Source organism: Pseudomonas sp. DD1, from assembly GCF_044510355.1.
Lineage (GTDB): Bacteria > Pseudomonadota > Gammaproteobacteria > Pseudomonadales > Pseudomonadaceae > Aquipseudomonas > Aquipseudomonas shahriarae.
The window spans coordinates 47,155-59,763 of record NZ_MSAJ01000009.1; the positions used below are offsets into that span (position 1 = coordinate 47,155).

General features: G+C 60.1%; 9 protein-coding genes and 1 tRNA gene. 7 read left to right on the forward strand and 3 right to left on the reverse strand.

The features are described from left to right. Nucleotides 1–29 precede the first annotated feature (29 nt). Nucleotides 30–1,277: a multifunctional CCA addition/repair protein gene (locus PSFL_RS07125; RefSeq protein WP_169960147.1), complete on the forward strand. Its 1,248-nt coding sequence runs from the start codon at nucleotides 30–32 to the stop codon at nucleotides 1,275–1,277. A gap of 13 nt (nucleotides 1,278–1,290) precedes the next feature. Here PSFL_RS07125 and folK read toward each other — a convergent pair whose 3' ends face one another. Beyond that, nucleotides 1,291–1,809, reverse strand: coding sequence for a 2-amino-4-hydroxy-6-hydroxymethyldihydropteridine diphosphokinase (gene folK, locus PSFL_RS07130; RefSeq protein WP_170045209.1), 519 nt, complete (start codon nucleotides 1,807–1,809; stop codon nucleotides 1,291–1,293). Then, nucleotides 1,800–2,153, reverse strand: a complete 354-nt coding sequence (folB, locus tag PSFL_RS07135) for a dihydroneopterin aldolase (RefSeq protein WP_057440310.1) — start codon at nucleotides 2,151–2,153, stop codon at nucleotides 1,800–1,802. Before folB ends, folK begins: the two co-directional genes overlap by 10 nt. 74 nt (nucleotides 2,154–2,227) lie before the next feature. On the opposite strand from folB, the gene plsY reads away from it, so the two are divergent. Next, the gene (gene plsY, locus PSFL_RS07140) at nucleotides 2,228–2,797 is read left to right on the forward strand and encodes a glycerol-3-phosphate 1-O-acyltransferase PlsY (protein ID WP_397469844.1); all 570 of its coding nucleotides are present in this window, start codon (nucleotides 2,228–2,230) and stop codon (nucleotides 2,795–2,797) included. 33 nt (nucleotides 2,798–2,830) lie between these two features. Here the strand turns inward: plsY and tsaD are convergent, their stop codons facing one another. Continuing rightward, entirely contained in the window at nucleotides 2,831–3,856 is a 1,026-nt protein-coding gene (gene tsaD / locus PSFL_RS07145; protein ID WP_397469845.1) for a tRNA (adenosine(37)-N6)-threonylcarbamoyltransferase complex transferase subunit TsaD, read from the reverse strand. 203 nt (nucleotides 3,857–4,059) lie between these two features. Between tsaD and rpsU the strand changes: the two genes are divergently transcribed. The 5 genes from rpsU to PSFL_RS07170 all read left to right on the forward strand — a co-directional run bounded on the left by rpsU (nucleotide 4,060) and on the right by PSFL_RS07170 (nucleotide 12,569). Continuing rightward, complete coding sequence (gene rpsU / locus PSFL_RS07150) at nucleotides 4,060–4,275, forward strand: 30S ribosomal protein S21 (protein ID WP_002551877.1); 216 nt, start codon at nucleotides 4,060–4,062, stop codon at nucleotides 4,273–4,275. A 445-nt stretch (nucleotides 4,276–4,720) separates the two neighbouring features. Then, nucleotides 4,721–6,691, forward strand: a complete 1,971-nt coding sequence (gene dnaG / locus PSFL_RS07155; protein WP_115129134.1) for a DNA primase — start codon at nucleotides 4,721–4,723, stop codon at nucleotides 6,689–6,691. Between the two features lie 67 nt (nucleotides 6,692–6,758). Beyond that, complete coding sequence (gene rpoD / locus PSFL_RS07160; RefSeq protein ID WP_057444304.1) at nucleotides 6,759–8,609, forward strand: RNA polymerase sigma factor RpoD; 1,851 nt, start codon at nucleotides 6,759–6,761, stop codon at nucleotides 8,607–8,609. Nucleotides 8,610–8,733: 124 nt separating this feature from the next. After that, complete coding sequence (locus tag PSFL_RS07165; RefSeq protein WP_397469846.1) at nucleotides 8,734–12,477, forward strand: EAL domain-containing protein; 3,744 nt, start codon at nucleotides 8,734–8,736, stop codon at nucleotides 12,475–12,477. 15 nt (nucleotides 12,478–12,492) lie between these two features. Beyond that, a tRNA-Ile gene (locus tag PSFL_RS07170) sits at nucleotides 12,493–12,569 on the forward strand. Nucleotides 12,570–12,609: the final 40 nt, after the last annotated feature.

The window sequence follows — 12,609 nt, forward strand, 5'->3', positions numbered from 1 at the left end:
TATCCTGTAGGGCTAATGGAGGCTTTTTCATGCAAATCTACAAAGTCGGCGGAGCGGTACGTGATCGCTTGCTGGGCATTCCCGTTACCGATGTCGATCGGGTCGTCGTAGGCGCCACCACCGAAGAAATGCTCGCCCTGGGCTATCGGCCTGTAGGCGCTGATTTTCCGGTGTTCCTGGACCCGAAAAACAACGAGGAGTACGCCCTCGCCCGTACCGAGCGCAAGAGCGGCCGGGGGTATGGCGGATTTGTGTTTCATGCCAGCCCTGAAGTCACCCTCGAACAAGACTTGATCCGTCGCGACCTGACCATCAACGCCATGGCTGAAGACGACGACGGCAACCTGACCGATCCCTATCATGGCCAACGCGATCTGCAAGCCCGAGTGTTGCGCCACGTTTCCCCGGCGTTCGCCGAAGATCCCTTACGTGTGTTGCGGGTGGCACGGTTTGCCGCACGTTATGCCAGCCTCGGTTTCACTGTCGCCCCCGAAACCCTGGAACTGATGCGCCAACTCAGTGACTCTGGCGAACTGGATGCCCTGACCCCGGAGCGCAGCTGGAAGGAAATTTCCCGGGCGCTGATGGAAGATCAACCCCAGGTGTTTATCCAGGTGCTGCGCGACTGCCACGCCCTGAAAACCTTGCTGCCGGAAGTGGACGCGCTATTCGGTGTCCCCCAACCCGAAGCCCACCATCCGGAAATTGATACCGGCATCCATACCCTGAGCGTGCTGGAACAGGCAGCCCTCCACGCCCACCCCTTGACTGTGCGCTGGGCTTGCCTGCTGCATGATCTGGGCAAGGGCCTGACCCCTGTGGATAAGTTGCCCCGGCATATTGCTCACGAGCAGCGGGGCCTGAAGCTGATCAGAGCGGTCAACGAACGCTTCAAAGTACCGAAGGATTGCCAGGAACTGGCACTTTTGGTTGGCGAGTATCACACCCACGGCCATCGCGCCCTGGAGCTGAAAGCCTCGACCCTGCTGGAGTTGCTGCAGAGTTTTGACGTGTTCCGCCGACCACAGCGTTTTGAAGAGTTTGTTGTCGCCTGCGAAATGGACGCACGGGGCCGCAAGGGCCTTGAGCAGCGAAGTTATCCACAGGCGGATTATTTACGCGGTGCTGCGCGGGTAGCACGGGGGGTGGCGGTGGCGCCATTGCTGGAGAAAGGCTTCAAGGGCCCGGAACTGGGTGAGGCTCTCAAGCGTGAGCGGCTCAAGGCCCTGAAAGCCTACAAAGAACACCATTCACTGCAGGAGCGGGGGGACGCCTAGTGCTTGCCCGCGCCTACAGAAGAGCGTCCGGAGTCAGTTGCCGGTCGCGCCATTTGAAGGCAACCGGGGCCAGCACCTGCTCAATCTGTGCATCCCGCCACAGCACGGCAAATGTCTTGCCCACTTCAGGATGCACACGCTCCGGCGCCATCAACGACAGCGGCCACAGCACAAAGGCGTTCTTCAGGATCTCTGCGCGCGGCAACACCAGCCCATCGAAATTCCCTGTCAGGTCGCCATACAGCAGCACATCAATATCCAGGGGCAAGCCCTTGCGATCCGGCGCGTAACGGCCATTGTCAGCCTCGATGACCTTCAACCGGCGGTCCAACTCCAGCAACGACAGATCGGTATACGCCGACACCACCAGGTTGAAAAACGGCCCACTCTTGATCCCCACCGGCTGGCTTTCGAACACGGCGGAACAACGCATATCGGTCAAAAAGCCATCTAACGCCTCAAGCCCCGCCTGCAAATGGGGCTCGCGCTCGATATTACTGCCAAGACCAAGGTAAACCTGAGTTAGCGACATCCGCGCTCGATCTCCACGCCCACGCCCTTGGCGGCCGGGACGGCACCGGGCTTGGTCAACTTGAGGTGCAGCCAGGGGATCTGGAACTCCTCCATCAAGACTTGCGCCAGGCGCTCGGCGAACGTTTCCACCAGTTGGAACTGCGCCTGCTCGGCAAACGCCTGGATGCGTGTGCAAACACTGGCGTAATCGAGGGCCAGGGTCAGGTCATCACCGGCTGCGGCGGGGCGATTGTCCCAGGCGAAACTCAGGTCCAGGCGCAGGCACTGACGGATACCGCGCTCCCAGTCGTAGGCCCCGATTACGGTGTCAACTTCCAGGCCTTCGATAAACACTCTGTCCAAGCACTCTTCTCCACAGCACGACAAGGGCGCAATGCCCCGTTAGAATCAAGGCGTCCTCGCCCGGAATAGTTAGCATGTCTTGGTTACTGGCGACCCTCGCCTACCTGCTCGGCTCGCTGTCCTTTGCCATCTTGCTCAGCCGCCTGACGGGAAATCCCGACCCGCGAATGAGTGGCTCAGGCAATGCCGGCGCCACCAATATGTTGCGCCTGGCCGGCAAGAAGCTCGCCGTACTCACGCTGCTTGGCGACGTGTGCAAAGGCCTTTTGCCCGTACTGATCGCCGATCTCGCCGGCCTCTCCCTGCAACAACAAGCCTGGATCGGTGTATGCGCCGTCCTCGGCCATCTGTTCCCGCTGTACTTTCGCTTTCGCGGTGGCAAGGGCGTCGCGACGGCGGCCGGCATGCTGCTGGGGATCTACCCACCGGCAGCCCTGCTAGCGGTGGTCGCCTGGCTGCTGACGTTCTACCTGACCCGCACCAGCTCCCTTGCCGCATTGATCGCCACGCCCCTGACCCTGCCATTGCTGGCCTGGCAGGAGCCGGCGGCCCTGCTACCGATGAGCGTACTCACCCTGCTGATTGTATGGCGCCATCGCGGCAATTTACGCGACCTGTTTGCCGGGCGCGAACGGCATTTTTAAATACGCCGGCTGAACCCGCCTCATGTTCGTCGATCACAACGGCGGCAATTGCTCCATCGGCCAACGCGCCTGCACGCTGATGGCCAGGCTTTCATGCTGCCCAGCCTGCAACCGCTGGCAACCGGCGAAGGCGATCATCGCGCCGTTGTCGGTGCAGAACTCGGGGCGAGCGTAAAACACCTCGCCATAGAGGTCGCCGAGCATTTTTTCCAATGACAGACGCAAGGCCTTGTTGGCGCTGACGCCGCCTGCAATGACCAGGCGCTTCATACCGGCCTGTTTCAAGGCACGCTTGCACTTGATGGTCAAAGTCTCCACCACCGCCTGCTGGAACGCCAGAGAGATGTCGCAACGGGCTTGCTCGCTGTCGTCCCCGGCGCTGACGCTTTGCTGCCAGGTGTTCAAGGCAAAGGTTTTCAAGCCACTGAAGCTGAACATCAGGCCAGGGCGATCACACATCGGGCGCGGGAAGGTATAGCGCCCGGCCACGCCTTTTTCCGCCAGACGCGCGATTTCCGGACCACCGGGATAATTGAGGTTCATCATCTTGGCGGTCTTGTCGAAAGCCTCGCCGGCAGCATCGTCCAGGGTCTCCCCCAGAAGCGTGTACTGGCCGATTGCATCGACCTGAACCAGCTGCGTATGGCCACCGGAAACCAACAAAGCGACGAACGGGAACCCAGGCGGGTTTTCTTCCAGCATCGGCGCCAGTAAATGGCCTTCCATATGGTGCACGCCGAGGGCTGGAATACCCCAGGCAAACGCCAGCGCCTGGGCGCAGGAGGCCCCAACCAGCAGGGCCCCGACCAATCCCGGGCCGGCGGTATAGGCGATGGCATCAATCTCGGTGGCGACGCAACCGGCCTCGTCCAACACCTGACGAATCAGTGGCAGCATGCGTTTGACGTGATCCCGGCTGGCAAGCTCGGGCACCACGCCGCCGTAGGCCCGGTGCAGGTCGATCTGACTGAACAGCGCATCGGCCAAAAGCCCGCGTTCACTGTCGTAAAGCGCGACGCCGGTCTCGTCGCAGGAGGTTTCTAAGCCCAGTACTAACATGGGTTTGCGCCTTGTAGAGGCTGAATTCGAAGGCGCGCATAATAGTCGCCACTTCCCCTCCCGACTAGCGGTTTTCGATCAGAGGCTTTGCATTCCGGGCAATGAGGGGTTAACATCCGCAACCCTTAAAAACCGACGACCTCAGCCGCGAATTTTTTGCGACGAGAACGTTGATTCCCGGTAATGAAAGAAGGTAGCTCTGGATGCCAGCCGTCAAAGTAAAAGAGAACGAACCCTTCGACGTAGCTCTGCGTCGTTTCAAGCGCTCCTGCGAAAAAGCCGGTGTTCTGGCTGAAGTTCGTAGCCGCGAATTTTATGAGAAGCCAACTTCTGAGCGTAAGCGCAAAGCAGCAGCCGCTGTTAAGCGTCACGCCAAGAAAGTTCAGCGCGAGCAGCGCCGCGCCGTTCGTCTGTACTAATACACAGACGTTCGTAGCAAGCTTCTGCCAAGCCCGGCCCTCAGCCGGGCTGTTGGCATTTGCGGATATCGCTTGATGCTTCACCGTCGACGCCGCACATGCGACCGAGACAAAGCTTCACACGTCAGGACTGGCTCTTTTGCCAGCGGTGCGCGTCTCTTCTGACGAGCCTATCAAGGCTACTGACGAGCACACTTATTTTCCAAGCAGGCGATCAATAGGTCGACTGTGCCCCATGATGAGCTCCCGAGGCCGCACTGGCCGCGACCGGACTCCAGGGCAACACTTTCAAACACGTCGAAGACTGATTGGAACTACCGTCAGTGAACACTCGACAGATACACTTCCTGACAGCCCAAACAGACATTTGATGATCAAGCCGCCAACATGCGCGTCTTGAGTGCGTCACGGGCTCTCATTTACACGCAGTGATGACGAGAACGCCATGGCCGGGCTAATTCCCCAGAGCTTTATTGACGACCTTCTGAACCGCACCGACATCGTCGATGTTGTCAGCTCACGCGTGCAAATGAAAAAGGCCGGCAAGAACTACACGGCCTGCTGCCCATTCCACAAAGAAAAGACCCCATCGTTCAGCGTCAGCCCCGACAAGCAGTTCTACTACTGCTTCGGCTGCGGCGCGGGCGGCAATGCCCTCGGCTTTATCATGGACCACGACAACCTGGATTTCCCCCAGGCCGTCGAGGAACTGGCCAAAGCCGCCGGCATGGAAATCCCCCGCGAAGAAAGTGGCCGGCCGCACAAACCACGCCAGCCCACCGACTCGCCGTTGTACCCGTTGCTCACCGCCGCCGCCGAGTTCTACCGCCAGGCCCTGAAAAGCCATCCGCAGCGCAAGGCCGCCGTGGACTACCTCAAGGGCCGCGGCCTGACCGGGGAAATCGCCCGCGACTTCGGCCTGGGCTTCGCCCCGCCGGGCTGGGACAACCTGTACAAGCACCTGAGCAGCGACACCCTGCAGCAAAAAGCCATGATCGACGCCGGCCTCCTGGTGGAAAACGCCGAGACCGGCAAGCGCTATGACCGTTTCCGCGACCGGGTGATGTTCCCGATCCGCGACAGCCGTGGCCGCATCATCGCCTTCGGCGGCCGAGTACTGGGTGACGACAAGCCCAAATACCTGAACTCCCCGGAAACCCCGGTTTTTCACAAGGGCCAGGAACTCTACGGCCTGTTTGAAGCGCGCAAAAACAACCGCAACCTCGATGAAATCATCGTGGTTGAAGGCTATATGGACGTGATCGCCCTGGCCCAGCAAGGCCTGCGCAATGCCGTCGCGACCCTCGGCACCGCCACCAGCGAAGAGCACATGAAGCGCCTGTTTCGTGTGGTGCCCAGCGTATTGTTCTGTTTCGACGGCGACCAGGCCGGGCGCAATGCGGCATGGCGTGCCCTCGAGGCCACCCTGTCGAGCCTGCAGGATGGCCGCCGCGCACGCTTCCTGTTCCTGCCCGAAGGCGAAGACCCGGACACCCTGGTGCGCTCCGAAGGCACCGACGCGTTTCGCGCGCGCATCCACCAGCACGCACAGCCGCTGGCCGATTATTTTTTCCAGCAATTGACCGAAGAAGCCGATCCGCGCTCCCTCGAAGGCAAGGCCCACATGGCCACCCTCGCGGCACCGCTGATCGACAAGGTGCCCGGCGCCAACCTCAAGGCCCTGATGCGCCAGCGCCTGCTGGAAATCACCGGCCTGAGCGGCGAAGCGGTCAGCCAGCTGGTGCACAGCGCGCCCCAGGACGCGCCACCGGCCTATGACCCGGGCTTCGACTACGATGCCATGCCGGACTACGCTGACTTCCACCAGCCCCAAGAAGCCTTTGTGCCTCAACAGGACTGGACGCCGAAGAAACCCGGCGCCGGCGGCAAGAAATGGGACAAGAAGCCCTGGAGCAAAAACGGCAAGCGCGGCGATCGCGACGAGGCCTACGCCCCGCGCACGCCGGTGGCCGTGGAGGCGCCGACACTGATTGCCCTGCGCACCCTGATCCACCATCCGCAACTGGCGGGAAAAGTGGAAAGCGCCGAACATTTTGCCAACGAAAGCAACACCTATGCCCAGGTGCTAATTGCCCTGATCGAGGCCGTACAGAAAAATCCTAAGCTAAACTCTATTCAGCTTATGGCTCGCTGGCACGGCACGGAACAAGGCCGCTTGTTGAAGGCTCTCGCGGAAAAGGAGTGGCTAATTGACGGCGATAACCTTGAACAACAGTTTTTAGACACCATTACTAGGTTATCCGCGGGCCAGCACACGCAGACCCTCGATGAACTCATCAAGAGAGCAAGGCAGCCGGGATTGTCGGCTGAAGAGCAAATTCAGATAGCAAAACAGATGCGCGACCTCTTAAAACAGAATGTTTCCGCATCAAACCCGACCTCAGCTGGCGTGTGAGGTCATAGCTCGGGTATAATCCTCGGCTTGTTTTTTGCCCGCCAAGACCTTCAGTGGATAGGGTGTTATGTCCGGAAAAGCGCAACAGCAGTCTCGTATCAAAGATTTGATCCTCCTGGGTCGTGAGCAGAAGTATCTGACTTACGCAGAGGTCAATGACCACCTGCCTGAGGATATTTCAGATCCTGAGCAGGTGGAAGACATCATCCGCATGATTAACGACATGGGGATCCCCGTACACGAGAGTGCTCCGGATGCGGACGCCCTTATGTTGGCCGACTCTGATACCGACGAAGCAGCCGCTGAAGAAGCAGCCGCCGCGTTGGCAGCAGTGGAGACCGACATCGGTCGCACGACTGACCCTGTGCGCATGTATATGCGCGAAATGGGTACGGTAGAGCTCCTGACACGGGAAGGCGAAATCGAAATCGCCAAACGTATCGAGGAAGGCATCCGTGAAGTGATGGGCGCAATTGCGCACTTCCCAGGCACGGTTGACCATATTCTGTCCGAGTACACTCGTGTGACCACCGAGGGTGGCCGCCTGTCCGACGTCCTGAGCGGTTATATCGACCCGGACGACGGCATTACTCCGCCGGCTGCCGAAATACCGCCGCCTGTCGACCCGAAAGCCGTGAAAGCGGACGACGAAACCGACGACGACGAAGCTGAAGCCAGCACCGACGACGACGAAGAAGTCGAAAGCGGTCCGGATCCCATCATCGCAGCCCAGCGCTTTGGCGCGGTCTCCGATCAGATGGAACTGGCGCGCAAGGCCCTGAAGAAGCATGGTCGTGGCAGCAAGCAGGCAACCGCCGAACTGCTGGCCCTGGCTGAGCTGTTCATGCCGATCAAACTGGTACCGAAGCAATTCGAAGGCCTGGTTGAGCGGGTTCGTAGCGCCCTTGAGCGTCTGCGTGCACAAGAGCGTGCGATCATGCAGCTCTGTGTCCGTGATGCGCGCATGCCGCGTGCTGACTTCCTGCGCCAGTTCCCGGGCAATGAAGTTGACGAAAGCTGGACCGACGCACTGGCCAAGGGCAAAAGCAAATACGCTGAAGCCATTGGTCGCTTCCAGGCCGACATCGTTCGTTGCCAGCAGAAGCTGACTGCACTGCAGACCGAAACCGGTCTGACGATTGCCGAGATCAAGGACATCAACCGTCGCATGTCGATCGGCGAGGCCAAGGCCCGCCGTGCGAAGAAAGAGATGGTTGAAGCGAACTTGCGTCTGGTGATCTCCATCGCCAAGAAGTACACCAACCGTGGCCTGCAATTCCTCGACCTGATCCAGGAAGGCAACATCGGCTTGATGAAGGCTGTGGACAAGTTCGAATACCGTCGCGGCTACAAGTTCTCGACTTATGCCACCTGGTGGATCCGTCAGGCGATCACTCGCTCGATCGCCGACCAGGCCCGCACCATCCGTATTCCGGTGCACATGATCGAGACCATCAACAAGCTCAACCGTATTTCCCGGCAGATGTTGCAGGAAATGGGTCGTGAACCGACCCCGGAAGAGCTGGGCGAACGCATGGAAATGCCTGAGGATAAAATCCGCAAGGTATTGAAGATCGCTAAAGAGCCGATCTCCATGGAAACCCCGATCGGTGATGACGAAGACTCCCATCTGGGTGACTTCATCGAAGACTCGACCATGCAGTCGCCAATCGATGTCGCCACCGTTGAGAGCCTTAAAGAAGCGACGCGCGACGTACTGTCCGGCCTCACTGCCCGTGAAGCCAAGGTACTGCGCATGCGTTTCGGCATCGACATGAATACCGACCACACCCTTGAGGAAGTCGGTAAGCAGTTTGACGTGACCCGCGAGCGGATCCGTCAGATCGAAGCCAAGGCGCTGCGCAAGTTGCGCCACCCGACGAGAAGCGAGCATTTGCGCTCCTTCCTCGACGAGTGATCACAAAACCCCCAGGCCCAGGCCTGGGGGTTTTGCTTTGTGCAGATTAAATCCTCCCCGCGTCACTCCCCCTCGCAATGCCCGTCTACACTCGAAATATTCCCCGTGCCATAACGAGACCGTTATGCCCAGACTGCCGACCGTGCTACTGCTGTCGCTGCTGACCTGGACCGCGACGGCTGGCGCGTTGACTCTCACAGATGAAGAGCATGGCTGGTTGGCGGACCACCCAGAGTTGCGCCTGGGCGTTGATGCCTCGTGGCCGCCGTTTGAATATCGCGATGAAGAAGGTCGCTATCAGGGCCTGGCCGCTGACTATGTGCGGCTGCTCCAGGAACGCCTGGGCATCAAGATCAAGCTGATAGAACCGGCCAACTGGAGCGCATTGCTGGAGCAGGCGCGGAACAACCAGCTCGACCTGTTGCCGGGCATCATGTCCACCCCGGAGCGCCAGGGCTTCCTCGCATTTTCCCGGCCTTACCTCGACTTCCCCATCGTCATTCTCGCCCATGAAGGCGGTGCCCAGCCCCGCTCCCTCAAGGACCTGTATGGCCTGAAGATCGCCGTGGTGGAGAACTATGCCCCCCACGAATTGCTGCGCACCCACCATCCCGACCTGAACCTGGTGGCGATGCCCAACGTCAGCTCGACGTTGCAGGCCCTGGCCACCGATGAGGTGGACGCCGTCGTCGGCGACCTCGCCTCCAGCGTCTGGAGCCTGCGCCAGCTCAAGCTCGACGGCTTGTATGTCAGTGGCGAAACGCCCTATCGCTACCAACTGGCAATGGGCGTGCCTCGAGAGAAAAAACTGCTGATTGGCATTCTGGATAAAGTGCTCGCCGACCTCAGCCCCAGCGAAATTAACGAGATCCAGGAGCACTGGGTCGGCAATGTCATTGATCACCGGGCGTTCTGGGCCGACTTGCTGCTCTACGGCCTGCCTGCCGTGCTGCTGTTGAGTACCGTGCTGGCCATCGTCATTCGGATCAACCGCCGGCTCAGTTCGGAAATTTCCCGCCGGGTAGCCCTGGAGCAAAAACTGCGCAGCAGCGAATACCATTACCGCGGGCTGGTAGAGAGCCTCTCCGCCATAGCCTGGGAAGCTGACATCAACGATTTCACCTACAGCTACGTGTCACCCCACGCCGAAGAACTACTGGGCTATCCACGGGCTCACTGGCTGATCCCCGGCTTCTGGCGCAACATCATTCACCCCGCCGACCTGACCCGCGCCGACAGCTTCTGCAAGCAGGAAACCCGCGCCAACCGCGACCACAGCATTGATTACCGGGTGATCACCGCTGACGACCGCTGCCTGTGGGTCAGGGACATTGTCAGCCTGATCAAGTATGGGCATGAGCCGGTTCTGCGTGGCCTGATGATTGATATCAGCGAGGCCAAGCGCACCGAGGAAGCGTTGCGGCTCTCGCAGGAGAAGTTCGCCTCGGTGTTCCAGCAGTGCCCGGACATCCTGGTAATCGCCCGCCTGTCCGATGGCTGTCTGCTGGAGGTCAACAAGGCATTCGAGGACCAGATTGGCCTGAGCGCCGCAGACGTCATTGGCAAGACCGCTACCGAGCTGAACATCTGGGGTATCCAGGGTGTGGGGCCCAACCTGCTCAAGCGCGTGCAGAGCACCAGTATCCGTAACCTGGAGATGCCGTTCCTGCGCAGCAACGGCCAGGCGTTTACCGGGCTGATTTCTGCCGAACCCTTCCAGCTCGATACCACCGCAGCCTTGGTAGTGGTGGTGCGGGATATCACCCAACTGAAGGAAACCCAGCAACTGCTGCAGACTACCGAAGAGAAGTTCGCCAAGGCCTTCCACGCCTCGCCGGACGGCTTGTTACTGACTCGCCAGAGTGATGGCCTGCTGCTGGAAGTCAATGAAGGCTTTAGCCGTATCACCGGGTTCAACAGTGCGATGTCCCTGGACCAATCGACCCTGGACCTGGGCATCTGGGTGGACTTGAACGAACGCAAGCACATGCTCGAGCTGCTGCAGCGCGACGGCCTGGTGCGTGATTTCGTCTGCCATATCCGACGCAGTGACGGGCAGATTCGCTTGTGCGAGGTGTCCAGCCGCCCACTGCCCATCGGGGATGACGATTGCATGCTGACCATCGCCCGCGACATTACCGAACGCCAGTTGATGCAGGAAAAACTGCAACAGGCTGCAACAGTTTTCGAAAGTACCGCCGAAGGCGTATTGATCACCGACACCCGGCAGAACATCAGCGCCGTCAACCGCGCCTTCAGCGAAATCACTGGCTACAGCGAAGCCGAAGCCCTGGGCCACACCCCACGCCTGCTGGCTTCCGGCCTGCACGACAGCGCCTTCTACGCGGCGATGTGGCATCAATTGACCGCCAACGGCCACTGGCAAGGCGAGATCTCCAACCGCCGCAAGAACGGCGAGTTGTATCCCAGTTGGCTGACCATCAGCGCCGTGCGCAATCACGACCAGTCGATCACCCACTTCGTGGCGGTATTTGCCGATATCTCCAGCCTCAAGCACGCCCAGGCACGGCTTGACTACCAGGCGCACCACGACCCGCTCACCGGCCTGCCCAACCGCACTCTGTTTGAGAATCGCCTGCAGGCCGCCCTCAATAACCAACAGGAAACCGGCAGCCAGGGTGCGGTGCTGTTTCTCGACCTCGACCGTTTCAAACACATCAACGACAGCCTCGGCCACCCGATTGGCGACCTGCTGCTCAAGGACATTGCCGTGCGCCTCAAGGAGCAGTTACGCGATATCGACACCGTGGCCCGCCTGGGCGGTGACGAATTCATCATCCTGCTGCCCGGCCTGCAACAAGCCAGCGACGCCCAGCACCTGGCCAATAAACTGCTGGCCTGCTTCACCCCGCCCTTCCAGGCGGGCGAGCACGAGTTCTTTATCAGCGCCAGCATCGGCACCAGCTTCTATCCCCAGGACGGCATCGACGTTGCCACCCTGGTCAAAAACGCCGATGCCGCCATGTACCGCTCCAAAGCCAAGGGCCGCAACCGGGTCGAGCGCTACACCCAGGACCTCACCGCCCAGGCCAACGAGCGCGTCGCCCTCGAACACGAACTGCGGCGCGCCTTAGAGCGCGAAGAACTGTTTCTGTATTACCAACCCAAGCTGAGCCTGGAAACCCAACAACTGATCGGCGCCGAAGCCCTGATCCGCTGGCGCCACCCGACCTTCGGCGACGTGCCTCCCGAACACTTCATCGCCCTGGCCGAAGAAAACGGCATGATCCTGCAAATCGGCGACTGGGTCCTGGAACAGGCTTGCCGACAACTGCACCAGTGGCGCAAGTCCTATGACTACTTTGGCCCACTCTCCGTCAACCTCGCCGGTGCCCAACTGCGCCATCCCAACCTGCTGGGGCGCATCGAGCAACTGCTCCGGGACAACCACCTGGAGCCCGGTTGCCTGCAACTGGAAATCACCGAAAACTTCATCATGAGCCAGGCCGAAGAAGCCCTGGAAGTGCTGCATAAACTCAAGCGCCTGGGCGTACAGCTGGCCATCGACGACTTCGGCACCGGCTATTCATCCTTAAGCTACCTCAAGCGCCTGCCCCTGGACTTCCTGAAAATCGACCAGTCCTTCGTCCGCGGCCTGCCCGATGACCCCCACGACGCCGCCATCGTGCGCGCCATCATCGCCCTGGGTCACAGCATGCAATTCACCATCATCGCCGAAGGCGTAGAAACCCTCGCCCAACAGGCCTTCCTCACTGACGAAGGCTGCGAACAAATGCAAGGCTACATCGTCAGCCTGCCCCTGCCCCCCGACATATTCGCCGCGACCTTCCTTCACATGACCCATTCGGATTTTTCGGATAGCACAGTGGAGAAACCATCGTTATAATCCGCGACCTACTGAGGGCCTATAGCTCAGTTGGTTAGAGCAGGGGACTCATAATCCCTTGGTCGTAGGTTCGAGTCCTACTGGGCCCACCATACTCAAAGCCGCGCACTGCGCGGCTTTCGCGTTTCTAGC

Coding starts and splice junctions, on each gene's coding strand:
- PSFL_RS07165 (WP_397469846.1), top strand. CDS start 8,734: ATGCCCAGACTGCCGACCGTGCTACTGCTGTCGCTGCTGACCTGGACC.
- tsaD (WP_397469845.1), bottom strand. CDS start 3,856: ATGTTAGTACTGGGCTTAGAAACCTCCTGCGACGAGACCGGCGTCGCG.
- PSFL_RS07125 (WP_169960147.1), top strand. CDS start 30: ATGCAAATCTACAAAGTCGGCGGAGCGGTACGTGATCGCTTGCTGGGC.
- rpoD (WP_057444304.1), top strand. CDS start 6,759: ATGTCCGGAAAAGCGCAACAGCAGTCTCGTATCAAAGATTTGATCCTC.
- rpsU (WP_002551877.1), top strand. CDS start 4,060: ATGCCAGCCGTCAAAGTAAAAGAGAACGAACCCTTCGACGTAGCTCTG.
- folK (WP_170045209.1), bottom strand. CDS start 1,809: ATGTCGCTAACTCAGGTTTACCTTGGTCTTGGCAGTAATATCGAGCGC.
- dnaG (WP_115129134.1), top strand. CDS start 4,721: ATGGCCGGGCTAATTCCCCAGAGCTTTATTGACGACCTTCTGAACCGC.
- plsY (WP_397469844.1), top strand. CDS start 2,228: ATGTCTTGGTTACTGGCGACCCTCGCCTACCTGCTCGGCTCGCTGTCC.